We start from the raw sequence: 26,850 nt of genomic DNA, 5'->3' as shown, positions 1-26,850 counted from the left end.
ACCATTCAAAAATTGAACGTGTCTTCTCCTTTTTGAAAAATAAACAAGGAATAGAACAACCGCACTGGCACGGTAAAAATCGTTATCATGTTCATTGCCATCTATATGTTATTATTCATAATAAGTGAACGGTTGGTCAAAAAACTTTAACGCGCTTAAACAATGCTTTGTGAATAATCCAAAGCAATACTCCGATGAGCAAACTCATCCAAGCCGGAAGAGGAATCACTGGCAGTTCATCCCTAAAGAAATAATAGATGACCAGAGGAACAATATAAACAAAGGCTAAGGGCAGAAAATAGCCCCAAAGTATACGCCCGCCTAATTTCATAAAAGTTGATTTCCTGAGAAAAAACATGACGAGATCTACCGCGAAAACCATAAACATAGGGAAAAGAAAAATACTCACATCCATCCCTGTTTTATGGGGCAGATTAAAAAAACGATGTAATAAAGGATCAATCAACAAACGGAAAATACCGTCATATAGAAAACCCACATATAGTCCGACACCAAATATGAAGAGAAAACGGCCAATGCTGTAAGGAGAATATTTGCCCATTGATTGCACCAGTTCCTCGCAATAGGCTTCCGGATTCTCACCAAATACCTCTTCTGCTGACCTTCCTTCCTGCTGTGCAATCAGCAAATGATCAAGAATCTCCAGCAGCAACTCCTCCGTCCGCTTTTCGGGAATTGGACTCAATCGCAAATAAATAAGCATCTTTTCATAATACTCTTTGTTTTTCTTGTTCAACAGCTTCCGCCGTTCATTGTTTGCGTCAATCATCTCTTTAACTATCATTTTTCTCACTCCCTAGATTTAGGATACGATCAACTGAATTCTTCATATCCAACCATATCTCTTTAAATGCCCCTAAAGCCTTGTACCCTTGTTCCGTCAGATGGTAATACTTGCGTTTTGGTCCGCTCGGCGAATCTCTGAGCGTTCCAGCTATCAATTTATCCTTTTCCATGCGCAGAAGAACGGGGTAGATACTCCCTTCACTCACAAATGATAGACCGTATTTTGCCAATTTAACGCTAAGTTCATATCCATAAACTTCTTCACTGGCAATTACGGCTAAAATACATCCTTCCAATACTCCTTTGAGCAATTGACTCTTAGACGACACGCTTCATTCACCACTATCCCCATTTTTTTGCTGAACAACCTTTACGATATTACAGAGCTTGGCAAATCCGTAGTGCATATACTATCTTGTTTAACAAGGTAGATGACCAAAAGTAAGCTATCTTGTTAAACAAGATAGTAATCTTATTCTAATTGATTATAGGGAAAAAATCAACATGATTCCATATACCTGGACGTATCCAAACTCATGAAGATCGTTGGGGCGAATCACGAAGCAGTTCCATGAATCAGTTAAGTACTTCCTAGCCCCTTAAAAGTTTTTTCATTAAATTCTCACACCATTCTATATAGAGCCGTTCATATTGGATGCCGAAATCTACTACAGAGATGCTGGAGGCAATAGGGTCAGCGCTGTTGGACGGTTCGAGCATCCGGGTAAGTTCCTTCTTTTTCCAAGTATGCCGTTAATCTCTCTTCATGCTGTTTCTTCATCTCCGTAACCTGCCTGATCATCTGTGATGGCTCTACAAGCCATGAATTGTAGCCTTCAACAGAAAATCGTCGCGCGTCTGTTCCAGCTCGCTAGGCTCATTCATCCACTCGATTAATGCCTGTCTTCCTGATTCCGTGATCTCATATATTTTTCGCTTGGATTTTCACTTTAGTTTTGCAACACCCTCATCAACTCCTATTTCTCCAACTCTATTAAATGCGTAAGAATAATTAAATTCAGGATTTTTAACATTAGCTGATGCCACTACAATATTACTTGATTTCATCCTTTTCTCTTTATATTTCCACTCCACCCTCACTTTATTATTATTTTCTGCAACCTTATTCGAAAGAAACAGAAGGACACAAAAAGCCAAAGTTATAAATATAGTGATAAATTTCTTTTCACCAGTTTGGATTAAATCAAAAATTAAATAGCTTAGAGAAAATAAAAAACCTATCCATAAAAAAATTTTTAAAAAGTTACACTTCAATATTCTCCCTCCTAACAAATCAAATAACAGTCTATATTTTAACATATTTTTACTTAATTTAACTCTATCATTTGGTACTATATTCCAAATAAAAAACATCCCTATGAATTTAAAAATATATTATATTTTTACTATTTTTAACATTTAGCGTGGCGGCGACCTCTTTTCTAAGATAGCCTTCCATGACAAGACGAACCGCCATGACACGCGCTTGTAAGGCAGGATCTTTGACTTTCCGTTCCTGTTTTCGTCATGTTTTGACTGTCCAGCCATGAGTATTCGTAATTTTTACTCGCTTCATTCTTCATTCCGCTACCTGATAAAGGAAGAGGGGAGAGGGATAATATTGCTAGTACAAATACTCTTTTTATGCCAACTTCGCTATATATTTTTGTATAATAACAAGAAAAATATGGTATATTGTAATAAATATATAATTTCTGCAACTTGTTTTTTGGAAAATATGGTGATAATATGTAAATAAATTGGTTTGTAATAACATATATTGAAAAATATGGAGAGGTTAGGGTGATGGATAGGGAATTGATTACAGTTGTGACCGGGTATCATTTCTTTATAAATAAAGAACAAATAAGCTCGAATAAATGGTTTGGCAAAATAAATGATGTAACTTTCACTTCAACACTTACACTAAAACCGTTCAAAATTCATCAAAAATTGGCACCGTTTCTTCTGCAATCCGTTGCTTATGTTGTTTCTTTGTTAGAACAGAGAAATCTTTTACCGGAACCGGATCGAAGAGGAGTCATTATGAATGTGCCTAATGCTATCTCTATAGAAATTGATTCTTATCTTAATGCTTTCCATCAACCGCGCAGAAGAATCAGACCTCATCAGAGTTTATCTATAGATTCAAGCTCCCCAACTGCACTTGTTACCTTACAATTCAATTTTAAAGGACCCTCAGCTACATTGACTGACTTGTATGGTGGTTTGAGCGGGTTAGGCTGGGCGTATAATCTGATAAAGGAGGATCGTACTGATTTAATGTTAGTAGTTGATATAGATAGAGAACGGTCCTTAACAGATAATTTTGTTGGAAGTATTAGTGTTGCGGCGTTAATGAAAGAGACTTCCCTGGGGGGGATAGTACCAATCGGTAAATTAGTGGATTGGTCATTTAGGCATCCAGGAAATGATAGTTTATACGGAAGTAAGTTAGAACAGGCAATGACCTGGCTTGAATCAGAGAATTCATTGCCAAGGTTTGGTTATGTCGATCACGACAACTGGGCAATTTGCTTTACCAAATCATAGGGGGGACAAGGAGTGAGAGTGGGTATAGCTGGTCTGGGTATTGTTTCTCCTTATGGATTCGGTCTTGAGTCGTTTTCTAAAGGTCTGTTTTCTGGAAAAAGCGCGCTTACTCCTTTAACCAGATTTGATGCTCGAGGGTTTCGATCTCAAGTGGGTGGACAAGTTGACTTTCAAAGTGACAAATTGGAGGAATCAATATCGAAATTTTGGTTGAACAAAGCCTTAGAAGAGGCAATAAAACAAGCAGAATGCAAGATAGAGACGTGGCGGAGCTGTAAGAAAGCTATTATTTTACCAGTTGTGAGTGGGGATTCTTCATCTACATATGGAGAAAGGGCAGAGATCTGGGTAAAAGATCCTTTGGATTTCCTCCCTTTTGCATGGCGTGAGCGAACACCTGTATTACGTGTATCAGCAGCATGCTCTTCCATTAGTTCTGCAATCGCAATGGCCAAAAGCCTTGTTTCACAAGAACAGCTTGATATGGTAATGATTGCACGAGCAGAGTTATTAAATGAATATGAATATGCTTCACTTGACATTGTTAAAGCTATTTCAACAGACACAGCACGTCCCTTCGACCAAAATCGTAATGGAATTTTAGTAGGAGAAGGGGCGGGGGTCATTTTACTAGAGTCAGAGGAATGTTTGCGAGATCGTGGGAAAAAGCCGCTAGCATGGATAGATGGAATTAGTCATATTGTTAGTGGATATGGAACAAATATGGTTGAGCTAGATAAAGAGAGTACGATGCAAACCATGCGTGAAGCACTAGAGGAAGCGAAGCGTAAAAAAGTTGATTGCATTCAGGCACATGCAACAGGCACACCACAAGGTGATCTTATTGAGGCAGTGAGCATTGTAGAGGCTATAGAAGAGGGGAACATGATTCCGGTTAGCTCCCATAAAGGTGCTATTGGGCATTTATTACGTTGTTCAGGAGTAATGGGATTAGCTACAGGGGTAATTTCCTTGAAATGTCAAGCAATACCAACGACTATTGGTTTGATAAACCTCGATCGGGCCTGTACTATTCACGCAGTAATCGGACGTAGTATGAAAGCAACAGTAGAGTCTGTGCTTATCAATAGTTTTGGTTTCTGCGGAAATTATGTGTCTATGGTAGTTACTTCAGCGAAATCTTAAGAAACAATGAGTATTAAAAGTGTATTTTTGTAGAAAAATTGTGCGATAGTGTCAGAAAATAGGAGGAAGTATGAGTTTTATACACGTTTCTAATCTACGGAAAGAATATGCTTATTACAGAAAAGAAGTTGGATTACTCAATTCTATTAAAAACCTGTTTCATCGGGAAAAGCTGGTTAAGGAAGCGGTACAGAAGATTTCATTTGATATTGATGAAGGAGAGATGATAGCTTTTCTTGGACCGAATGGTGCTGGAAAAACAACAACCTTGAAAATTTTATCGGGCATCTTGCATCCAACAAGTGGAGAAGCAACTGTGATGGGTTATGTTCCATGGGAGCGTAAAAAGGAATTTAAAATGAACTTTTCTATCGTTATGGGACAAAAAAGTCAGTTATGGTGGGATTTACCTGCTAATGAATCCCTATATTTAAATAAATTTATTTATGAAGTTGAAGATCGTGAGTATCAAAAAACATTGGATGAACTAACAGAGTTACTTGATGTTAAGGATGTTTTGGATGTACAGGTGAGAAGACTTTCTTTGGGAGAAAGAATGAAGCTAGAATTGGTGGCTGCATTAATTCATCGACCTAAGGTTATTTTCTTGGATGAGCCTACAATTGGATTAGATCTTATTTCCCAGAAAAGTATTCGTAAATTTTTGAAGTATTACAATGAAGAGACGAAAGCTACGATCATTCTAACAACGCATTATATGAAAGATGTAGAAGACCTTTGTAAAAGAGTTATTATTATCAATCAAGGAAAGATTGCTTATGATGGCAACTTAAACAAAGTAAATGAATTACTGAATCAGAAGAAGCTTGTTAAAATTCAATTTTCCTCTCCTGTTCCACAAACAGCTGTAGAAGCTTATGGGATTGTAAAAGAACACAATGAATTTGAAAGTTTGATTGAGCTGGATCGCGAGCAATTAAAACAAAATTCTAAATTGATATTAGAACATTTGCCTGTAAGTGACATTAATGTAGAGGATATCCCCATCGAAGATAGCATTACGATTTTGTATAAGAAGGATGAGAAAAATGAGAAGGTTGCGCAGTTATAGGAAGTACATTCATACTTTTCAATTAGGTATACAATCAGCAGTTGAATATCGAGCTAATTTTGTTTTGGGGATTGTAGGAAGTGTATTCTCCATCACCATATTGACTTACTTATGGACAGCTATTTTTAATAGTCAAAGTCCTGGCTCTACCGTTTTTGGGTACACATATCGGGAGATGATTACTTATACACTGATTGCGGCAGTGACAGCCAGGATCATTCAAGCTGGTTTTGAGTATGATGTAGCGGAAGATATAAAGGAGGGTGGACTTAACAAATTTATAATTAGACCGATTGGCTATCTTCCTTATAAAATCTATTCTTTTCTTGGTTCTAAGCTAATTTATATTGTTGTCAGTTTTATTTTAATCTTTATTATTTTGTTCATGTTAAATAGGCTGATTCAAGTAGAGATTAGACCTGTTAATATCGGTTATTTTCTTATTACACTTTTGCTTGCTCTCGTATTAAACTTCTTTATCTTCTTTTGTATTACTACCATAGCCTTTTGGCTTGAGAATGTCTCTTATATATTTGAAGCTCCGAAGATTTTACTGGTGATTTTAAGTGGAGGGATTTTTCCACTAGATGTCTTTAGTGATACAATTCTCTCCTTTCTGAACTACTTACCCTTTAAATATACGGTAAATTATCCAGTAGATGTGCTTATTGGGAAGTACCAAGGTATGGAGCTAGTGAGAGGAGTGGGTATACAGGTATTCTGGATTGTGGCTTTTGCTCTTATCTCCAAACTTTTATGGGGTATTGGTATTAAAAAATATATTGCTATAGGTGGATAAACGTGGCATGGGTTAGAGAAGTAAAAAAATTACTAAAGATTTATTATCTATTCGGTAAAAATTGTATGATGGCGCAGATGGAATATCGTTTTAATTTCTTTGTTGGAGTCATTGTGGAGAGTGGTTTTGTATTATCGAAGTTGATTTATATTTTCGTAATATACCAGTCGGGGTTGATTATCGAAGGATTAAGCAGAGATTCTATTCTATTGTTCTCAGGCACATTTATGTTGGTGACAGGGGCATATGTAAGCCTTTTTGTCGTTAACTTTTTCAAAATTTCAGAGGAATATATACAAGAAGGGAAATTAGATTTGTATATTACAAAACCGATATCCCTACAATTCCTTACTACAATGAGATATATAGACTTCGGCTTGGCGATTCCAAACTTAATAGTTGGAAGTGTGCTATTAGTGATGGGATGGGTTCGATTGGGAATTGAGGTTAGTTTTGCTAATATCGTAGGCTATGCGCTATTTTTAATCGGAGGAATTGTAATTAGTTATACGATTATGTTGATTCCGCACCTCTTTTCATTTTGGTTTATTAATACATCATCTGTGAACGACTTAAGCAATGACATTTGGGAATTTGGTCATATGCCAGCGAGAATTTATGGTAAGATAATCCAGACTATTGGTATTTATATTATTCCGTTGTTTTTAGCAAGTAACTTCGGACCATTGTATCTCTTAAATCAATTAAGCACAGCGAATATAATGTGGGGTATCTTTGCTCCACTAGCATTATTGTTTTTGACTCGGTTATTATGGAAGGCAGCTGTTCGGAATTATTCCAGTGCAAGCAGTTGAGTTTTCACAGAGAGGTGAAAGAGTAATGAAATTCTCAGTTAGTTTTTTTTCAAACATAAATGATTCTGTAGCGCAAAATATGCAGAATCACTATGAATTTTTATTCAAAGTAATTCAGTTTGCGGAGGAGCACGACTGGTATGGTGTCTGGTTTCCTGAAAGACATTATCATACTTTTGGTGGCTTATTTCCTAGTCCATCCGTTTTTGCTGCGGCTGTAGCAAGAGAAACAAAAAAACTGCGTATTCAGGTTGGGAGTGTCATATTGCCTCTCCATTCGCCTATTCGAATTGCAGAAGAATGGGCGATGGTGGATCAATTGTCAAAAGGGCGAGTAAGCGTTTCCTTTGCTTCTGGTTGGAACCCTAACGATTTTATAGAAAATCCAGAGAATTTCGATAATAGAAAAGAACTAATGTGGGAGGGGATGAAAAGGATTGAAAACCTTTGGAATGACCGAGAAAAAGATATAACAATATTTCCTAAAACCTACCAGAAACGAATCCCGATTTACGTAACAGTAGCCTCTTCAAAAAAGACTTGTTATGAAGCGGGGAAACGTGGATACCATTTGTTAACTCATTTTATTTTTAATGATATGAATGATGTAAAGCAGAAGATTGAGTTGTATTATGCGGGATTACGAGATGGAGGACATAGTATAAAAGATAAAGATGTAACCATTTTGCTTCATACCTATCTGGATTATGACCTTAAAACGGTAGAACAGGTCGTAAAAAATGCCTTTTACGAGTACCAGTATGCTTTCCTGTCATTGGCAGAGGCTACTCCCCATTATGTAAGTAAGCGCGAAGAAGAGATTGCGAAAACCTTGATGCTTAGAAAGTATTCTCCTCATTATTCCTTGCTGGGTACTCCAGAGACGTGTAAAACCGTATTGAAAAAGCTAGAGGAGATAGGTGTTACACAGGTTGCTGCGCTGATTGACTTTGGATTAGAAAAACAGAAAATTATGGAGAGTTTGGAACGTTTGCATTTGCTTGTAAAAGGGGCGAATGTTCAAACTATCTAATGAAAGGGAATGATAGGAATGATTCAGGATAAGATATGTAAAATATTACAAGACCTGCTTAAGATCGAAGAGCCTATTGCTGAATGCGAAGACTTAACAAATATAGGTTTAGATTCCATGGTTGCGATTAACTTAATCGTTGCACTAGAGCAAGAATTTGATCTGGAGTTTAGAGACGAAGACCTCTTACTTGAAAACTTCCGAACTCTAGAGAAAATAGGAACTCTAATTAATGAACGACAATTAGAGCAAGTAGTCTATACAGAAGAGAGTGAATATTAATGAAGAAACAGTATCAAGTAGTTGAAGAACTTTCTCAATCGCAAGTAGAAGCGATTACTTCGAGATTGATATATAGTCTTGAGGGGATTTCTCATTGCTGCTTTTATCCTGAAACAAAGCAAATTGAAATTGACATTGTGGACAAAAGTAAAGAAAAACATATTGACCAGGTTATTCAAACTATGATAGAGGAACAAAAGAGTATCCGACCTTTTCCTAAGCGAATTATTCGAAAGACCGATGGTGACATCACAAAAGTACAGGCTGATGAGGAAAAAATAGTAGCGGAGTTTTCAGAGCTGATTCGAAAAGAGTCTGCAGTTATTTTATATGATGCATTACAGCGCCTTTTTACCAAATATGCAATTTCTAAACAGGCGAGGGCGAGAATCTATTCTTCTTTAATTCTAAGACAGACATTGGAAAAATGTCAGTATGTGAAAAACTTCCCTCAAAACTTATATGTAGTTGCCGAATTTCCTCATGAGTATGAAGTGCTTAATAATGTTAGTCAAACAGATAATTATGAAGAATATATTCGTTGTAGTGAGTATCTTCTTTCGCCAGCCCTATGTTTTCATTGCTATGAGGAGTATTCCAATCAAACATTGCATGAACCATTACTACTTAGTACAGAAGGTGTTTGCTTCCGTCATGAAGCCCCATGGCGTCTGGGAAAACACCGACTGCATAATTTTAGAATGAGAGAGTTTGTTTTTATGGGAGATGAATCATTTGTAGAGGAAACAAGGTCCTTTTTTTTAGATCTAATATGGATTTTATTTGTTAATTTGGGATTTAGAGGTTATATAGAGACGGCACATGATCCGTTTTATTTTCCTCATCATGCTGGAAAAAGCCAGTATCAGTTGATGGCTCACATGAAATATGAGCTGATTATTTCAACGGATATAGGTAATTTTTCGATTGCTTCCTTTAATAATGTAAAAGATACACTATGTAAAGAGTTTAGCATTACTGGATCAAATGGTTCGATATTACATTCAGGATGTGTAGCTTTTGGGATTGACCGATGGGTATATGCTTTGCTAGCTGTGTATGGTACTCAACTTCAAGAATGGCCTACTTACATAAAGGAAATTTTGGATATATAAATTTTTTTCTGTTTGTAAATAGAAGGAGGGTTACTATTTATGGTTTTTTCCACAAAAGAAAGAGATGTGCAATTAAAACGATTGGAAAGGCTTGTTTCAGGAATTCGAACCAACAAAGTAGAACTGCTAGATATTTTGACGGAGATTGCTACTTATGATAGTGCTGAGGCTGAGATAGAATCTTCCATCTCGACTTTGCTTGGAGCTGAAGAGGAAGTGAATCTTTACAATCCCCCTACTATTAATCGAATTGCTGTTTATCATTCATCAAATGTTTTGCTGTACTCCTACGTGTTATATGCCGCAGTACCAAGTTTATTTTGCAAGGAAATCTTGATTAGACCCTCTACAAAATCTTTATCTACAATGGTAAAACTTCATGATTTCTTGATGAGGCAGGTAGATATACCGTCCCGGCTGCTCCCTATCTCCCAACGGGAATTTAGGGCACAGGTAGGGCAACCAGATGTAGTTGTCTTTACCGGTAATTACAAAAATAGTTTGAATGTACAGAAAACATATCCGCAGTCTTTGTTCTTGTATTTCGGAGCTGGAATCAACCCATTTATCATTGGACAAAAAGCAAATATAGAGGATGCTTCCAAACGAGCCGTAGCTGCTCGTGTTTATAATTCGGGACAAGATTGTATGTGCCCCAATGTGTATTTTGTCCATGAGAATATTAAAGATCGTTTTCTAAATACATTGATTCAGGATATTGAAAAATTGCAGATTGGCGAGCGAAACATACCAGGAAATGTAATTACTCCGTTATTTTACGATGGATTGTCAAAGCAGGCACAGGATTATCTTATACAAATGAAGGATCGTATTGTTTATGGTGGAAAAGTGGATTTGTCCATTAATTTTGTAGAGCCGACTGTTGTTGTATCCCCACTCGAAAAAATTGGTAACGTTATTGAGTTTTTCTGCCCTATCTTTCATGTTGTAACCTACCGAGATGAACAAGAGGTAGTAGATTGGTTGCATGCGCCTGAACGTGTAGAGAGTACTCTCGGTGCATCTGTTTTTGGAGTACCAGAACTAGTAGAAAAATTACGTTCTACCCATATCGTTTCAGAGGATTTGAGTCTGTATGATATTGAGAACGGAAATCATCCATTCGGTGGTTATGGCTTACAAGCGAATTATGTGTGCTATCAAGGAAGTTTTATTAGTCGTCCTCTTTTAATCTCCAAAGAAGTATCAATTGCATTTGGTAGCAAATAAATCGCTACATTAACATATAGAAGGATGTGAAATAATGGAGGGAATAAAAGGTCTAACGATCTGGGATGCTTATGTGAATGTACTTATAGAGCAAGGGATAACAAAACTTTTCGGTATGGTAGGAGATGGTGCGGGATTAATTGAAGCTGCACACAAAAAAGAGGGGCTAAATATTTTCACGGCACGTGATCAGCGAATAGCGGTTGGAATGGCAATGGGATATGCTCAGGTGTCAGGAGATCCAGCTGTGCTTGTTACCAGTCCGGGACCTGGAATTGCAAACTGCATGATGGGTGTTTTAGAGGCATACTCTGCTGCTGTACCTTTAATAATTATCTCAAATGCCACAGCACGGAACATACGTGGTGAAGGAGCCTTTCAAGAAACCAACTCTATTGCTATGATGCAGTCTATGACTAAATGGTGCTATCGTGTTGAGCATTCAGAGAAAGCCCTTTGGGCCCTGCGACGAGCTGTTTTTATGGCTATTAATGGAAAGCCCGGTCCTGTCTATCTTGAAATTCCAGATGATCTCACATATCAGGAGCTAAGTAGTGAATTGTTATGGGATGCTGATAAAAAGAGCCTTCATGAACAAGGCCCTATTTTTTCTCAGCCAGAGGAACAAAGTATATATAAAGTATTCAAGCAGCTAACGGAAGCAAAACGCCCCATCATCCTGTTAGGAGGAGGGTGTCAACATCGTCCATTTGTGTCTGAACTAACAATTTCCTTAGCAGAGGCACATGGATTAGCCATCTTTACTACAGCATCTGGAAGAGGAATCATAGATGAGAGACATCCCTATGCTTTTGGAAGTGTAGGATTGTATACGTTACCACAAATCAAGAAACTTCTTTTCGAAGCAGATTTGATTATGGCGATTGGAACTCAATTAGAGGAAACTGCTTTGATGGGTTGGAAGGAAGCTTTCTCAAATACATTCTTTGTGCATATTGATTGCCATTATGAGTCGCTAGAACGCTCTGTTCATGCCAATCACAGGCTACTTGGGGATGCCCAACTTTTTCTGCAAAATTTATGGCGAATCTCATGCGAGGATATGAATTGCGGTATCAATAACAAAAACGAGTGGATAAAAAGAATGAAGGAAGTAAAACAAGAAGTTTTGTCAGTCTGGTCAGAAATAGAAGACGTAAAGGCACCTGTAAGAAGTATTCTGAAGGGAATCGAACGTGAGTTTGGAGAATATGTCATTTTGGTTCAAGATAACGGCTTACATGATATGTGGGGATATTCGTATCCTGTTTATACGGTTGCTCCGCCTGGTCGTACAGTTGTTCCAGGTGAACAGACAGCCTTGGGTTTACCTATGGGTATATCCTTAGGAGCGAAGATTGCTGATAGAAAAGCGAATGTTATCGCTTTACTCGGAGACGGTTCGTTTGAAATGGGATACTCTGCTGTAGGTAGTGCCGCTGAGCATCAATTAGGTATCACTTTTATAGTAATAAATAATGGTGGATTTTCTTGGCCAAGATTTCAACAAAGCATGAGCGGAATGGAAATAGGGTGTTGCTTTCAAATACAGCTAGACTATGCAGCTTTAGCCCGATCTGTTGGTGGTTATTATGCAAAATTAACTACTCTAAATGAATACCAAGTAGCATTAAAAGAAGCAAGGTTGTACACAAAACAAAATAAGATTGCCTTGCTAGAATTAGTAGTCAATTGGGATCAAGATTTACCAATCACAGTAATGATGCAATATGGGAACAAAGGATAATAAGTGTGTCTCATAGGAGTATTTGATTCAAAGCAATATATGTAGATGTCTAAATAAGTTAGGGGGAGTCCAATGAATCTGACTATTCCGACATACCATCCTGTCATGTATAACAAACGAAAAGAATTTTTAGATTGTTTAGAGTATCTTATTTGTTCTTATATTCAAGGATTTGGAGTACCGTATCACTGGCTTCTTTCCGACAGATGGGGATTTTATTATCGAAGCATTGATGATTTTACAGCAGCAAAAGAAGAGGTGTTAATACCTTTTCCAAGTACATTACAAAAAATTTACAAGGCAAAATTTATTCATTACGAAAAACGTGAGCTATTGGATGTAGTAAAAGAAACCATCAATCAAAATCGACAACTTTTTACTGTTGTGGATGGTAGATTCCTTCCATGGTATACCGATATGGAAATCTTCTCACATTTTGTTTTAATTCAGGACTATGACCCTGCATCCAAGGTTTTTTATATAACAGATTTGTGGCCATATGAATTTTCTGGCTGGTTCCCGATTGAACCTACTAAGCAAGCCTATGAAGTAGAAGGTAGATACAGCTTTGTATTGACCGAACCATCCTTACAAATCAACGAGGAATTGCTTCTACAGCAATTTAGGTCTGTTTGCGACAAAATTATTGGTACTGATCCCGGATATGAGGGCTATCTTAGCGGACAAAAAGCATTGCTTACATGTAAGCAAGATATGATATCGTATGGAAGAGATTTGGGAATTCATCTAAATAAAATGTTTGATATGTTAAAACGAGTAATAAATTATCGGGATGGTTTTTTAGAGTTTGTTTTATATGTAAATCAGGATCAAACAAGTCCGGTTCGCGGTGAGATAGATCCAGCACTTATTATTTTAGTAGAAGAGACGGTAAATATGTGGGCTGTGTTTCGAAATTATTTGATTAAAGCAAAGATTACAGGTAGTGTTAATTTCCAAAAACAGATTGATTGGGTTGATAAAATTATTGAAAAAGAAAAAGAGGTCTATGAAAAGTTAATCAGCTATTTCTAGATTGTTAGAAAAGTAATTGAGGTGCTTGAACAATGAGTATGACAGATGCACATATAATTAGTTTGGCATCCGTTTTTAATACAAAGGGAGTATCAACTCAAGACCCAACGTATGTTGCTCAATTAGATCATGTACACAGCAGTATTCCTGGGGAGATATTTCCAAGTGATGAAATAATTTCATATGGGGGAATTCCTTTTTTCTTCCCATTAACTGAAACGGTTGATAATGATGTTATAAGTTGTGATGGTCAAATTATTGAAGTAAACGCTCAAAGTTCCTTTCAAACCTTAGCTTTCCTAGGCTTTTCGCTGTTTGGTGATTATCAGGATAAATTTATAATTCGATATGTGGATGGGATGGAAAAAGAAGCACGATTTGGTTTGACTAACTGGAAACAGTATAAAACTGGGACACCATTGTTTGGAGAGCAGATAGCAATGTCTCTCCCCTATTATGTAGAGAACATGATTCTTACTGAACTCCCAAGAACCATTTGGTTGCAGAAAGTATCTCTTCAGTATCCAGAGCGTATTAAACAAATCATACTGCCAAGGAATCCATATCTGATTATAATTGCTCTTACCCTGTGTAACGTATAGAGCCAATACGTTCAAAAGGGAAGCGTACAATAATGAAAATACGATCATTTGCATAAGAAAGGGAGCGTACAGTAATGGAAATACAACCATTCGCACCAGAAAGGAAAGCTCCGTATTATTCCATTTGTCTTCACGTTATTTTGCATGAACGACTAAGGCATGAGGGAATGACTAGTTTCCTTAGTTTACATCCCAATTTAGAGATGTATAGCGTAACGGTTTATTCTAAGAAAAAAGATGTAATCAACATGGAGTATGGCTTATGGGACGAATATATAGATTCTTTCCGTTTAAGTAAGCTGGGCTATGGAGTCAGCCCGGAGCATATGGGCTATAAAGTAGAGAACATATCGTTTAAAACCTATGAGGAAGGTAAAGCAGCGATTATTCATAATATTAAAAATAAACATCTCTCATTGATTGGTGCTACGTATTTCCACTTACCTTACAGTGAATATTATCATAGTGATAAGTATCTGATTGAGTACAATAGTCTTCACCCTGGAATTATTAAGCATTGGATATCTGTATATGGGATAGATGAGCAGAAGGCATTAATTTATGATGGTGTTCCAGCAGATTATGTTGGGAGCATAAAAATTCGAGACTTTGAAGCATGCTGGCGTGGAGATCGGGCTATTAAGCAATTAGAAAAAAATACGAAAGTACAGGGTAAAAAAGAATTTGAAATGCTACAGCTATATGAAATTTGCAAAATAGGTAAGAGTGACGTAATGAAATTGATGGAGAGTGTAGCTGTTACAGTTGCTTTTGAATATAATCGGGGGCTCATAATCCGAGAAGGTAATGACACGCATTACTTTGGAAGAAGTGCGATTAATCAGCTAGTAGAGGATTTGATCTCCTATAAATATGATGATCACCTGAATGGAGGTCATCTTTCTGATTATGGTCAAGCTGTTCTGGAAATAAAATTAATGCGCTACTACTACCTAGATTTGCTTAAAGATTTGGTAATGCTATACGGTTCTGCTTATGAGGAGGATTTGGCCTGGTTTAATAGGATTGTAAAACAATGGGAAGCTATAAGTATTGGTCTGATGAAGAATATTATGCGACAGTCACCACTTAAAAAGTTTTTAGAAGCAACAATTGAGTCAGTAGAGCAAACAAAGATGCAAGAAAATCAATTTTTTATTGAGTTCCTCCAAAGACATTCTCAAATTTCTTTAGTAAAACCCATAAAAGCAATCCAAATATGATCTTTCAAGGAAGGAAAGAAGCGGTTTGATTAATTATGAAGTTTTTGTTGGTAGTACATCTTATACAGGTTTTATTAAACAAGAAATACAACAACTCATGTTTAGTATGAATCGTTTAGGGGTTTCTGAGGGTCATTTGGTTGCAATCGCTATTCATGAGCCTATCTCTTGGTTAATTGCCTATTATGCATGCAAGGAACTAGAAGCGGTTCCTATCATGCTCGGAAAGGTGGCTGAATTAGACAAACAGTTAGAGATAGTTCGAGCTGACTATGTGTGCTATATGAGCGATCATTACAGGATACAGATTGAGAGACTGTCCTTGGTAGGGGAAAAGAATATACCTAGTAATACCGCCCTCATTTGTAGAACCTCAGGCTCTACTGTAGGAATACCTAAATATGTAGTATGGAGTAAAGAGGGAATTGAATATCAGAAACGTGAGACAACACGAGTATTCGAGTATAAGGAGGGGGAGCGACTTCTTTTCACATTACCGCTTTGGGGTGCATATGGATTGAGTATTGTGGGTATCTTGGAGCAAAATGGTATGGATTTGGTCATTCCTGCTAATTTACGTCCCCGATCTATACTTACTGTACTACAGAAGCAGGGAGTTAGATGGGTAGAAAGTGCTCCTTTTTTTTATCAATCTATGCTTCCTTATCTATTAAAAGAACGTAGAGGGATTGTAGATATTGGAGTAAAGGGATGGGGATGTGGAGGTGATTTACTTCCCTATGCTTTTGTTCAACAGTGGGTGAAAATGACGGGTGTTCCTATATTGGATGGTTACGGGTTAACTGAGGCGGGGCCTAATGTATTACTGAATAGTCCTTACGATTATCGTTACGGAACGGTTGGCAAACCACTTGTTGGAACAGAAATTTGCTTTTCCGAGGATAGAGAGTTATGGGTACGAAGTCCTTCTATAATGTTAGGGTATTATGCCGATGGACAAGTAGATGCCTCAATGCTTAAGGATGGATGGCTGCTTACTGGTGATATGGCAATGAGGGATGAGCAGGGGTATGTGACGATTTTGGGAAGAAAAAAGAATATTATTATTGTCAATGGATATAATGTCAGCCCAGAATATGTAGAAAGAACCATAAGAGAATATGATGGAATAAGAGACGTAGCTGTTGTGGGGATTCCTCATCCAACACGCGGAAATCGATTGTGTGCTTTTGTGGTAGGGGATAAGTCTATTACGAAAAGAGACATTGACCTATTTATAAAAGATAGAATAGAAGAGCCTTCCCGACCGAGTTTTTATGAAATGCTTCCTGATTTACCGGTTCTAGCTAATGGAAAGACAGATCGAAAACAACTACAAGCGATAGCAGAAGTACGATTTGGTCAAGGAAGTTTCGTGTAGATGCCTAGAAGGGGTACCGCCAACATTTTGACGTATAACCCATGCTAATACTGTTTTTGGAATCAGAAACTGGGACTTTAAGGTAAGATTTATTCTGGAAAATGAAAGGATAAATTTTTATTTAGGAAGACAATAAAGCCTTCTGAGAAAACAGGAGGCTTTCAATTTTCGACTTTTACTTTCTTTGACTTTTGTTTTAGTATAATTGTGGAAGGAAATTTATTCCTGTCAATGCTTCAAACGTCTGAAAAAGGCTTGATACGCTTTATCCAAACGTTCGACTACGTTTTGCAAAACTTGCGAATGAACAGTCTTATACTCTTCACATAAAAAAGGTTTTTCAGATAGCATAAGCACTTTTCTTCGATATTTTACAGACCAGACGATATAATAATTGACATTCCCCTCTCCTCTAAAAAGGCAGCGGATTCCTGTCCGCATTTCCTAAAATTCTTCCAAGCAATAAAATGATAGAGTTTTATCGTTCTCTTGGGTTTTTATCCCGTTAACTTGATGGGCATGTGGCGGTACCCCGATAAATACTGAGGTTGTTTTGAGTTGATAGCAATTCGAAATGAGTTAGTATGAACTCGCAGTGACAAAATCAAGAGAATGAAAATATGGTTAAACATCAGAAAAATTCGCTTGGCATTCCTTTTGCAATTATAAAAATAGTGTAAAAATTTTTATACTTATCCATGCATGAATGTTTTGTCACCTTGATGATGTTCAAAGGAAGAGAGGATGGGAGTATGCAAAAAAGATTGTTTATCAATGGAGAATGGATCGAATCGAAGGAATATCATCCGCTTTATTCGCCTTATTCAGGCGAGCTGCTTGCTTACATTCCTATGGCTACAGAAAAAGAAGTTGAACACGCCATTGAATCAGCCTGTCAGGCCAAAGATATATTGGCAAAGATGCCTGCGCACAAGCGGGCAAGTATTTTGGAGAAACTGGTTTTTCTTCTCCAAGAGCGCATGGAAGAAGCGGCGAAAATCATTGCAGTTGAAGCGGCCAAGCCGATTGCATTGGCACGGGCGGAAGTAGCGCGTACGATTGAAACGTACAAGTTTTCTGCTGAGGAAGCAAAAAGAATACACGGTGAAACAATTCCACTTGATGCTGCGCCAGGCGGGGAAGGAAGAGTCGCGTATACGGTTCGGGAACCTGTCGGTGTGATTGGAGCGATTACACCATTTAATTTTCCGATGAACCTTGTCGCTCATAAAGTAGGTCCGGCAATTGCAGCGGGAAATACCGTTGTGCTGAAGCCTGCTTTACAAACTCCATTATCTTCTTTGTTTTTGGCTGAATTATTTGAAGAAGCGGGGTTGCCTGCAGGAGTGTTAAATGTAGTGACCGGAAGCGGAAAAGACGTAGGGGAGAAAATTGTTACTGATCCGAGAGTGAATATGATTACATTCACCGGCAGTCCTGGCGTTGGGATTAGCATACGCAATAAAGCAGGATTAAAGCGGGTTGCGTTAGAACTCGGCTCGAATGCTGCTGTTATTATCGATAAGGGCGTTGATATTGACCGTATTATTTCTCGTTGTGTTACCGGTGCTTTTTCTTTCCAGGGACAAGTATGCATTTCCTTGCAGCGAGTATATGCCCATGAAGAGATATACGAGGCTTTTGTTGAAAAGTTTGTGGAGGCGACGAAGCTATTAAAGATAGGCGATCCACTCGACCCAGCCACCGATATATCTGCGTTGATTTCTTTCCAGGATGTACAGCGTACGCTTGATTGGATTGAAGAAGCAAAACAAGGAGGGGCAAAAGTAGCGATAGGTGGAAAAGCGGAAGGGAATGTTTTGTATCCGACCGTCATTCTGGAAGCGGACGCGTGCCTGAAAGTTTCCTGTCAGGAAGTGTTTGCCCCGATCGTGTTGATTAATAAAGTGAAGTCTGTTGAAGAAGCCATTGAATTTGTGAATGATTCTCGTTTTGGTCTACAGGCCGGAATCTATACGGAAAACGTGCGTACTGCGCTGGATGCAGCTGAGAAATTGCATGTAGGCGGGGTTATGCTGAATGATATTCCGACATTCCGTGTCGATCACATGCCTTACGGTGGTGTGAAAGAAAGCGGCATGGGGCGTGAAGGGGTCAAGTTTGCTATTGAGGAAATGACAGAACTAAAACTTATTGTCTGGAACCGAAATTAGTGTCAAGTGATCTGGGAACAGGAATTTTCCTTCTTCAAAGATAAAACTAGAGCATAGGAGGAGTAGATTGGTGAAAAAATTTAAAATTGCAGTCATTGCAGGTGATGGAATCGGGCCGGAAGTTATTGGTGAAGGTGTGAAGGTATTAAACAAAGTGGCTGAATGTAGCGGAGATTTCTGTTTTGACTTTACGTATTTCCCATGGGGATGTGAATACTACCTAAAGCATGGAAAAATGATGGATGATGATGGGATTGAGCAATTAAAAGCGTTTGATGCCATTTATCTTGGAGCTGTCGGCTATCCGGGCGTTCCGGATCACGTTTCATTATGGGATTTGTTGTTAAAGATTCGTAAAGAATTTGATCAATATGTGAACATTCGTCCCATTAAATTATTACAAGGAGCGCCTTGTCCGTTAAAGGATGTTAGAAAAGAAGAGATTGATATGCTATTTATCCGCGAAAACAGCGAAGGGGAATATGCCGGTGCCGGGGATTGGTTGTTTAAAGGGAAACCTGAAGAAGTTGTGCTACAAACGGGCGTTTTTTCTCGCAAAGGGACGGAGAGAATTATTCGATATGCTTTTGAGACGGCACGGAAAATGGGCAAATCGTTAACAAGCATAAGCAAAGGAAATGCGTTAAATTACTCCATGGTATTCTGGGATCAAATTTTTGATGAGATAAGTCAGGAGTATCCGGATGTTGAAACACGCTCGTATCTCGTGGACGCGGCCAGCATGTTTATGGTGAAACAGCCGGAACGCTTTCAAGTCGTCGTCTCTTCGAACTTATTTGGCGATATATTAACGGATTTAGGGGCTGCGATTGCCGGAGGAATAGGATTGGCTGCCGGAGCGAACATCAATCCAGAGCGAACGTACCCTTCAATGTTTGAACCGATTCATGGATCTGCGCCGGATATTGCAGGCCAGGGCATTGCCAATCCCCTTGCGGCGATATGGTCTGCGAGCCAAATGCTTGAATTTTTGGGATACGAAGCATTGGCAGACACTGTGATACAAGCTATCGAAAAAATATTGCAAGAAAAAGAAGTTCTCACCCCGGATATGAACGGCACGTCTTCTACTTCGGAAGTAGGGGACAGAATAGTAGAAATTCTCTCTTCCATGTTGCATGATGAACAGCTTGAACGTCCCTTGTTCTCTCAACAATAATATGGCGATATGATATGGTTGGAAGTCCCCTATCGAATAGGGGGCTTTCATTTTTGCTGTGTAGAATATGGTTTGATTTATACGTAAATATCGCCACAAGGATTGGTTGCATGTTTATCCTTTTTGTGTTTATGAGGTTCGGCAATATTTTCTGATCAGCTTGCATGCCCTCGTTTGGCTAATTTGCAAATCTTTGGCGACTTTTCGGGAACTTTTGTTTTTTTGGTATGAGTTGATAACCATGTTTTTTTCAAGTTCTTCTATAGCCTCATCCAACGAAGCGGAAGATGTAAAATATGATTTCGGTTTTGCACTTTGTACAATCGTGTCTGGCAAGTCCTCTACTTCAATTATGGAGTCAGTTGTGACGACCAGTCTCTCGATGACATTTTCTAGTTGCCGGACGTTGCCGGGCCAATCGTAACTGAATATAATATCGAGCGCTTTTTGTGAAATGAGCCGATATACTTCATATTTTTTATTGAACTTGTTAAGGAAGTAATATGTTAAAGGAATAATATCTTCTACTCTCTCTCGTAAAGGTGGCAATTTGATTTCGATGACATTGAGCCGATAATAAAGATCTTCTCTGAAGCGTTTTTCCTGCACCATTTCGTATAAATTTTGGTTTGTTGCCGTAATAATACGGATATCCAATTTTTTTGCTTCCCGCCCTCCGACAGGAAAGAATTGGCGTTCCTGAATCACTTGTAGCAGTTTAGCCTGCATTTTTGGTGAGATTTCTCCGATTTCATCCAGGAAAACTGTACCGCCGTTCGCCGCTTCCAGGAGTCCCATTTTTCCTCCTTTGCTTGCTCCGGTAAATGCTCCATGGACATAGCCGAATAGTTCCGATTCGAGCAGTTCTTCTGGAATGGCCGCGCAGTTAAGAGATAAGAAAGGGCCGTTTTTTCGTGTACTCATCTGGTGGATATATTTTGCTAGCACGCTTTTTCCGGTGCCAGATTCCCCCTGAATTAAAAGGGTTGTATCCACTTTTGCTACCTTTTCGCAAAAGGCAATAAGTTTTTTCATCTCTTTATTGTTTGTGATGAGATTTTTTGAAGATGGATACTCTGTTTCGGAATCATTCTTTTCGTGAGTATCTGGCATTTGGAGCTTTTTGTAGTTTTGCTCCTGAGAGGTCGTAACGATCAATTCGATTTCATTATCTTTGTTCAAAATCGGAATGGCTGTTGTAATGAGTTCTCCCCCTATATATGTTGTCTGCTTAATGGTGATTGGTTTTTTCGATGTTAAAACGAAAGGAACGATCGAAGGTGACCAGTATCCTTTCGAAACGAACTCATCATTCGTTTTTCCGATGACTTCGCTTGGCTTCAAGCCGTAATGCCGCTCACAAACTTTATTGACATAGATGATACGACCCTCTTTGTCTAACACAAAAATTTCATCCGATGAATGATCGAGAATGTTCATAAGAGTTTCGGCACTGATTTCTATTTGTTTATTGTTTTCCGCAGTTCTTTGCATGTATAATCACCACGCCTTACTCTAATTCCATTTTTTGTATAAACATTCAGAATTTAATAAATTGAGTATAAATTCACTCGATTGAGTTAATTATAACTCATTTTTATAGTTAAAAAAAGAAAAAATAGAGTTATTTGTGTTGGGAATAGCGGAATTTTTATTGGCATTAATATTGCTTTAAAAAATAGTTAAAGAAAGCAACAACTTGTGCAATTTTCTCCGAATTTTTAAACAAAAGTGTGAGAAGGGAGTTTTCAGTCATGGAAGTAAAAGAACAGAAGGTTGTATCCAAACCCAAACAAACGATTCCGTATTATCTTTATACCGACCCGAATGTATTAAGGGTAGAACAAGAGAAGATTTTTGCGAAAAGTTGGCAATTTGTAGGACACATTAGCCAGTTAGCAAATCAGGGTGACTATTTCACATGTGAGGTAGCCGGCGAGCCTATTATCGTTGTGCGTGGGAAAGACGAAGAAATAAGAGCGTTTTATAATGTTTGTCCACATCGTGCAACCAAATTAGAGAAAAAGGAAGAAGGGAATAGGAAGGTTCTGCAATGTGGTTATCATGGATGGACTTTTAATTTGGATGGTTCTTTGCATAAAGCGCCGAACTTTAAGGATGTCCCTGATTTTTGTTCAGGAAGCGCCTGTCTTCGCTCAGTTCGGGTAGAAACGGAAGCCTCCTTGATTTTTGTGAATCTTGATGAAAGCGCTAAACCACTTGCTGAAAGCTACGGTGATTTTTTTGAAGATCTAAATAGATTTGAATTCATTAGAGAATTGAAAAAGGTAAGACAAAAAACACGAGTCATTAAGGCGAACTGGAAAGCATTCATTGACAATTATCTGGAATGTGATCATTGTCCGATTTCCCATCCGGCTCTGGTTGCTACGTTAGATATGAATAATTACAAGATTATCCCTTGCGAGAATTATTCGATTCAAGGTACGACTGTAAAGCGGAACAAACAGGTGGGAAGCGTAGAACTGGATAAAGCGGAAATGCAAGGGGGCCGTTTTTATTGGCTCTGGCCGAACCTGATGGTTACAATTTATCCAGGCCCGGGAAATATGTCGCTTATCCAAATGATTCCGATTGATCATGAAACAACATTAGGTGTGTATACGTATTTCTTCCGAGATGAAAATCTGACACAGGAAGAGCTTGATTTAATCAAATTTATGGAACAAGTGCGGGATGAAGATGTGGAATTAGTCGAGTTGGAGCAAATTGGTTTCCGCTCTCGAGCCTTTAAAAAAGGTATTTTTTCACCTACAGAAAACGGGGTCGTACAGTTTCATGATATGATTCGTGAAGTGATTGAGATAGAAGAAGAGTAAGATAACGATGCATACTAGCCTTTCAAATGGCAAAATATTTGCAGCGGAAAGGCTAGTATTCTCTTTGATCTATTAACACTATTTGGTTCGTTTTAAAAATTGATATATTATTACATTCAAAAGATTGATAATTTAAAATAATTTATACAAAAGATAGGAAATGTAGTTACTTAATTAGCCTGCATTTGTAAAAGCATTTCAGAACACGATTGATATTTTTTAAAAGGAGGAATGCAGTAATGAAAATTTTAATTTGGTTACTGAGTCTTATACCTGCTATTGGTTCATTAACGGTAATAAACCGTGTAGAACCTTATATACTTGGTTTACCCTTTATTGTCTTTTGGGCAACCGCTTGGCTCATTTTAACTTCAGTATGTTTATATATTAGTAGCATGATCCATGACAAAAAGGAGGTAAATAAATGAATAGCGCAATATTAATCATAATAGTCACTTTTTTAGTTGCCTTCTATTTAGGTATTCGCGCTCGTAAAGGGCAAGAAATGCAACTAGAACAGTGGGCAGTTGCTAATCGTAATTTCGGTTCATTAATCATGTTTGTACTAATGGCAGGAGAAATGTTTTCGACATTTGTGTTTCTAGGGGCAAGCGGAGGCGCATATAGAATGGGGGGCCCTGCTATTTATATATTTTGTGCTCTAACCTATATTGTACCGTACTGGATTTTACCTCCTATTTGGCGTTATGCAAAAAAACATAATTTACTTACTCAATCTGATTTTTTTGCGAAGAAATATAATAGTAAGGCACTAGGGTTATTGGTAGCAACAGTTGGTGTCGTGTCTATGATCCCTTATATCGTTCTACAGTTAAAGGGATTTCAAATCATTGTATCAGAAGCTTCTTATGGAAGAATTTCACCGAATTTAGCAGTATGGATAGGTATGATTGCTGTTACTATATTTGTTTATGTGTCTGGGATTCATGGCTCAGCATGGACATCAGTTTTAAAAGACATTCTTATGCTAGTCGTTATCCTATTTTTAGGTATTTATCTACCCTATCACTATTATGGTGGCATAAAACCTATGTTTGAAACATTAGATGCTACAAAGCCGGGATTTTTATTACTACCTAACGAAGGACTTAGCATATCCTGGTACATTTCTACATGTTTAATCATTGCTTTGGGACAGTATATGTGGCCGCATTGCTTTGGTGCAAGTTTATCATCAAAGGATGAAGGGACATTGCGTAAGAATGCAGCCATTTTACCAATTTACCAAATTATTTTGGTATTCATACTATTTATCGGATTCACTGCTCTTTTACAAATACCGAATTTAAAAGGGGCAGATACAGATTTAGCTTTATTTAAAATAGCAAAAGCAACATTTGACCCATGGTTTGTGGGTGTCATAGGAGCTGCGGGATTGTTGGCGGCGCTTATGCCCTGTTCCATGTTACTGCTAACAGCGTCTACGATTCTGTCAAAAAATATTTATAAAGCGATAAAACCGAATACAACCAATGAACAACTTGCACGATTAACTCGTATTTTTGTACCTATCGTTGCACTAATCTCTTTATTTTTTACTTTTTATGGTGGAAACACCATGATTGCATTGCTAATAATGGCTTATAGTTTTGTGTTACAATTATTTCCAGCTTTATTCTTTAGTTTATGGAAGAAAAACCCTGTTACCAAACTAGGTGCTTCTGCCGGGATAATAGCTGGTGTAGCTACGGTTGCTTATGTAACAATTACCGACATGACTATGGGTACCTTGTTTCCTAATTTCCCACAGTTTATAAAGGATCTTGATATTGGTATAGTAGCGATTACGATTAATACAGTAGTTATGTTACTAGTTAGCGTTGTTACTAGTAAAGCAAGGGTGAGAGCATATATTGAGAAAAGAGTTACTTTTGAATAATAACGATACGAAAAACAAAGGGGGTGAATGGTTTGGAAATAACACAAATCTTGTTAGAAAAAAATGTTCCATGTACGATGCGAGACGGGACGGTGTTGTATGCCAATATTTATCGACCCAATCAGCAAGGGAAATTTCCTGTATTATTGACACGACTTCCTTATGGCAAAGATTTGCCCTTTTATTCACATCGTTACCTTGATACAAACCGCCTTGTCAGCAATGGCTATGTTGTCATCATCCAGGATGTTCGGGGCCGTTATCATTCCGAAGGGGAATTTCATCCATTCACATATGAAGCAGAAGATGGTTATGATACGGTAGAATAGGCTGCATCATTGCCTTATTCTTCTGGAAAAGTCGGAATGTTTGGTCTATCTTACTATGGATTCACACAATTGCTGGCAGCTGCTGAACGCCCGCCGCATTTGTATGCGATTTTTCCGTGTATGACATTGAACGATCAGAGGAATGGAAGTTTTTATCAAAACGGTGCCTTAAAATCAACCCTGCCTGTTAGAAGGCAGGGTCAGCTTGCAGATAGACCCCCTCTCCTATTAGTGGCAACGAGGGAGTTTGTCTGCAAGCTGACCACTCAAAAAATGTTTTGAGTGGTTTTTAATTATAAATTAAATATTGTTTGCGTTCTTGTTTGAATTTATTCAATTGCGGTGCATAGTTTGCTTCAATTTGCTGCGGGCTTAATCCTTGAGAAAGATATTTGCCGATCTTATCGGTACCCATGATTTTATCGAACATTACAATCGTTTTTCCGCTTTTCGGTACTTTGAATTTATTGAGCGAGTGGGCATACGCCAGCGCGTAAATTCCTGTTTTGGCCGGATTAAACGCGTGGTAATTGGTAATTTTCAAACGTACTCCGCCCGCGGAGCCGCGTTTCTCTGGAATGAAAGTGACACCAGGCAGGCCGGCTTTGTTTAGCAGAGCGGCATATTTTTTCGAGTCAATTCCTTTGCCGCCAATCCACTTGAACGCATCTGCCTGGAAAATGCCTGTCCCTTCTCCCAATCCGGTAGCTGCGTAACCGAATACAGACTGCAAATCCGGAATCAGCGGAGAGCTTTGTACCCAGCGCAGCCCTGTGTCCTGGAAAATCATATCGCGTGTGTAGCCTTCCATCGGCACTACATGAAGATCGGCGCCGATGTTGCGGTTAAAAAACAGAGCCAACTCTCCGATTGTCATGCCATGGGTCATTGGCAGATTATCAACACCGACGAATGATTTATATTTATCTTCAAGCACCGGGCCTTCCACAATAGTTCCGCCGAGCGGATTGGGTCTGTCCAACACAACTATCGTTTTGTTATTCTGTTTGGCAGCTTTCATACAGTAATTTAAGGTAGATATGTATGTATAGGAGCGCGCACCGATATCTTGTATATCAAAAACAAGCACGTCGATATTTTCCAGCATTTTAGCGGTTGGCATCCTCGTTTTGCCGTAGAGGCTGTAAATCGGGATTTTTAAGGTTGGGTGCATCGACGACTCTACGTAAGCTCCGGCTTTCGCTTTGCCGTCAATACCGTGTTCAGGACCGTAGAGCGCCGTTAATGTAGCATGCGGATATTCAGCTAACACGGAAATCGTGCTTTTTCCTTGGCTGTTGACCCCGGTCTGGTTCGTAACAAGTCCGACCCGCTTTCCATTGATAAGATAAGCATATTTTTCTAGGAATACCTCATTCCCAAGTTTGAAATCGCTCCTTCTCGCTTCACCCGATGGTGCAAACACACCGAAAACGAGAAGAAGTCCTAGCATAAGCGATAATGCTTTTTTCACTTTTTCCTCTCCCTTGTTATCTTGTTTTTTAGTGAAAGTTTTTTTATAATTTTACATCACGACTATAATAGGAAGTGAAGAACATGTTCAATTATATAGACGCACAAGGAAGA

General features: G+C 38.3%; 24 protein-coding genes and 1 pseudogene. 20 read left to right on the top strand and 5 right to left on the bottom strand.

What is annotated here, in order from left to right; genetic code table 11:
* Positions 1 to 136: 136 nt before the first annotated feature.
* The 3 genes from K3F53_RS14330 to K3F53_RS14320 form a co-directional block, all read right to left on the bottom strand.
* Complete coding sequence (locus K3F53_RS14330; RefSeq protein ID WP_162264999.1) at positions 137 to 757, bottom strand: DUF1129 family protein; 621 nt, start codon at positions 755 to 757, stop codon at positions 137 to 139.
* 37 nt (positions 758 to 794) lie between these two features.
* Entirely contained in the window at positions 795 to 1,136 is a 342-nt protein-coding gene (locus K3F53_RS14325) for a PadR family transcriptional regulator (RefSeq protein ID WP_057897968.1), read from the bottom strand.
* A gap of 616 nt (positions 1,137 to 1,752) precedes the next feature.
* Positions 1,753 to 2,082, bottom strand: a complete 330-nt coding sequence (locus tag K3F53_RS14320) for a hypothetical protein (RefSeq protein ID WP_057897969.1) — start codon at positions 2,080 to 2,082, stop codon at positions 1,753 to 1,755.
* Between the two features lie 531 nt (positions 2,083 to 2,613).
* Here K3F53_RS14320 and K3F53_RS14315 point away from each other — a divergent pair.
* From K3F53_RS14315 to K3F53_RS14240, 16 genes are all read left to right on the top strand, one after another.
* Positions 2,614 to 3,360: a beta-ketoacyl-[acyl-carrier-protein] synthase family protein gene (locus tag K3F53_RS14315; RefSeq protein WP_057897970.1), complete on the top strand. Its 747-nt coding sequence runs from the start codon at positions 2,614 to 2,616 to the stop codon at positions 3,358 to 3,360.
* 12 nt (positions 3,361 to 3,372) lie between these two features.
* A complete protein-coding gene (locus tag K3F53_RS14310; RefSeq protein WP_220559066.1) occupies positions 3,373 to 4,506 on the top strand; it encodes a beta-ketoacyl synthase N-terminal-like domain-containing protein in 1,134 nt (377 codons plus the stop codon).
* A gap of 70 nt (positions 4,507 to 4,576) precedes the next feature.
* Positions 4,577 to 5,578, top strand: coding sequence for an ABC transporter ATP-binding protein (locus tag K3F53_RS14305; protein WP_057897972.1), 1,002 nt, complete (start codon positions 4,577 to 4,579; stop codon positions 5,576 to 5,578).
* Positions 5,556 to 6,377 carry an ABC transporter permease gene (locus tag K3F53_RS14300; RefSeq protein WP_091260115.1) on the top strand — a complete coding sequence of 274 codons (822 nt, stop codon included), beginning with the start codon at positions 5,556 to 5,558 and terminating at the stop codon, positions 6,375 to 6,377. The genes K3F53_RS14305 and K3F53_RS14300 overlap by 23 nt, the downstream gene beginning before the upstream one ends.
* Before the next feature lie 2 nt (positions 6,378 to 6,379).
* Positions 6,380 to 7,192 (top strand): ABC transporter permease, encoded by an 813-nt coding sequence (locus K3F53_RS14295; RefSeq protein ID WP_057897974.1) that lies wholly within the window; start codon positions 6,380 to 6,382, stop codon positions 7,190 to 7,192.
* A gap of 25 nt (positions 7,193 to 7,217) precedes the next feature.
* Entirely contained in the window at positions 7,218 to 8,225 is a 1,008-nt protein-coding gene (locus tag K3F53_RS14290) for a MupA/Atu3671 family FMN-dependent luciferase-like monooxygenase (protein WP_057897975.1), read from the top strand.
* 18 nt (positions 8,226 to 8,243) lie between these two features.
* Positions 8,244 to 8,507 (top strand): acyl carrier protein, encoded by a 264-nt coding sequence (locus K3F53_RS14285; RefSeq protein WP_057897976.1) that lies wholly within the window; start codon positions 8,244 to 8,246, stop codon positions 8,505 to 8,507.
* Positions 8,507 to 9,622, top strand: coding sequence for an aminoacyl--tRNA ligase-related protein (locus tag K3F53_RS14280; protein WP_057897977.1), 1,116 nt, complete (start codon positions 8,507 to 8,509; stop codon positions 9,620 to 9,622). Before K3F53_RS14285 ends, K3F53_RS14280 begins: the two co-directional genes overlap by 1 nt.
* A gap of 39 nt (positions 9,623 to 9,661) precedes the next feature.
* Positions 9,662 to 10,852 (top strand): aldehyde dehydrogenase family protein, encoded by a 1,191-nt coding sequence (locus tag K3F53_RS14275; RefSeq protein WP_057897978.1) that lies wholly within the window; start codon positions 9,662 to 9,664, stop codon positions 10,850 to 10,852.
* A 34-nt stretch (positions 10,853 to 10,886) separates the two neighbouring features.
* Positions 10,887 to 12,599 carry a thiamine pyrophosphate-binding protein gene (locus tag K3F53_RS14270; protein WP_091260117.1) on the top strand — a complete coding sequence of 571 codons (1,713 nt, stop codon included), beginning with the start codon at positions 10,887 to 10,889 and terminating at the stop codon, positions 12,597 to 12,599.
* A gap of 72 nt (positions 12,600 to 12,671) precedes the next feature.
* On the top strand, positions 12,672 to 13,634 hold the full coding sequence (locus K3F53_RS14265) for a hypothetical protein (protein ID WP_220559065.1): 963 nt from the start codon (positions 12,672 to 12,674) through the stop codon (positions 13,632 to 13,634).
* A 32-nt stretch (positions 13,635 to 13,666) separates the two neighbouring features.
* On the top strand, positions 13,667 to 14,236 hold the full coding sequence (locus tag K3F53_RS14260) for a hypothetical protein (RefSeq protein ID WP_057897981.1): 570 nt from the start codon (positions 13,667 to 13,669) through the stop codon (positions 14,234 to 14,236).
* 74 nt (positions 14,237 to 14,310) lie between these two features.
* Positions 14,311 to 15,459 (top strand): cysteine peptidase family C39 domain-containing protein, encoded by a 1,149-nt coding sequence (locus K3F53_RS14255; RefSeq protein WP_057897982.1) that lies wholly within the window; start codon positions 14,311 to 14,313, stop codon positions 15,457 to 15,459.
* Between the two features lie 25 nt (positions 15,460 to 15,484).
* On the top strand, positions 15,485 to 16,840 hold the full coding sequence (locus K3F53_RS14250) for a class I adenylate-forming enzyme family protein (protein WP_057897983.1): 1,356 nt from the start codon (positions 15,485 to 15,487) through the stop codon (positions 16,838 to 16,840).
* Positions 16,841 to 17,592: 752 nt separating this feature from the next.
* Positions 17,593 to 19,014 (top strand): aldehyde dehydrogenase family protein, encoded by a 1,422-nt coding sequence (locus K3F53_RS14245; RefSeq protein ID WP_246615646.1) that lies wholly within the window; start codon positions 17,593 to 17,595, stop codon positions 19,012 to 19,014.
* 70 nt (positions 19,015 to 19,084) lie between these two features.
* Positions 19,085 to 20,194, top strand: coding sequence for a tartrate dehydrogenase (locus K3F53_RS14240; RefSeq protein ID WP_281423699.1), 1,110 nt, complete (start codon positions 19,085 to 19,087; stop codon positions 20,192 to 20,194).
* A gap of 129 nt (positions 20,195 to 20,323) precedes the next feature.
* On the opposite strand, the gene K3F53_RS14235 is transcribed toward K3F53_RS14240, so the two are convergent.
* Positions 20,324 to 21,688, bottom strand: coding sequence for a sigma-54 interaction domain-containing protein (locus K3F53_RS14235; RefSeq protein ID WP_057897987.1), 1,365 nt, complete (start codon positions 21,686 to 21,688; stop codon positions 20,324 to 20,326).
* A 260-nt stretch (positions 21,689 to 21,948) separates the two neighbouring features.
* On the opposite strand from K3F53_RS14235, the gene K3F53_RS14230 reads away from it, so the two are divergent.
* The 4 genes and pseudogenes from K3F53_RS14230 to K3F53_RS14215 all read left to right on the top strand — a co-directional run bounded on the left by K3F53_RS14230 (position 21,949) and on the right by K3F53_RS14215 (position 25,545).
* A complete protein-coding gene (locus K3F53_RS14230) occupies positions 21,949 to 23,034 on the top strand; it encodes an aromatic ring-hydroxylating oxygenase subunit alpha (protein ID WP_057897988.1) in 1,086 nt (361 codons plus the stop codon).
* Positions 23,035 to 23,273: 239 nt separating this feature from the next.
* Positions 23,274 to 23,462 (top strand): DUF3311 domain-containing protein, encoded by a 189-nt coding sequence (locus K3F53_RS14225; RefSeq protein WP_057897989.1) that lies wholly within the window; start codon positions 23,274 to 23,276, stop codon positions 23,460 to 23,462.
* The gene (locus K3F53_RS14220; protein WP_091260122.1) at positions 23,459 to 24,934 is read left to right on the top strand and encodes a sodium:solute symporter family protein; all 1,476 of its coding nucleotides are present in this window, start codon (positions 23,459 to 23,461) and stop codon (positions 24,932 to 24,934) included. The genes K3F53_RS14225 and K3F53_RS14220 overlap by 4 nt, the downstream gene beginning before the upstream one ends.
* A gap of 77 nt (positions 24,935 to 25,011) precedes the next feature.
* Positions 25,012 to 25,545 (top strand): annotated as a pseudogene (locus K3F53_RS14215) (CocE/NonD family hydrolase).
* A 7-nt stretch (positions 25,546 to 25,552) separates the two neighbouring features.
* On the opposite strand, the gene K3F53_RS14210 reads toward K3F53_RS14215, so the two are convergent.
* Positions 25,553 to 26,737, bottom strand: coding sequence for a DUF1343 domain-containing protein (locus tag K3F53_RS14210; protein WP_408863251.1), 1,185 nt, complete (start codon positions 26,735 to 26,737; stop codon positions 25,553 to 25,555).
* Positions 26,738 to 26,850: the final 113 nt, after the last annotated feature.

The sequence above is a fragment of the Aneurinibacillus thermoaerophilus genome (genome assembly GCF_019603355.1).
Taxonomy (GTDB): Bacteria; Bacillota; Bacilli; order Aneurinibacillales; family Aneurinibacillaceae; genus Aneurinibacillus; species Aneurinibacillus thermoaerophilus.
This window is presented reverse-complemented; position numbering and strand designations above follow the sequence as displayed.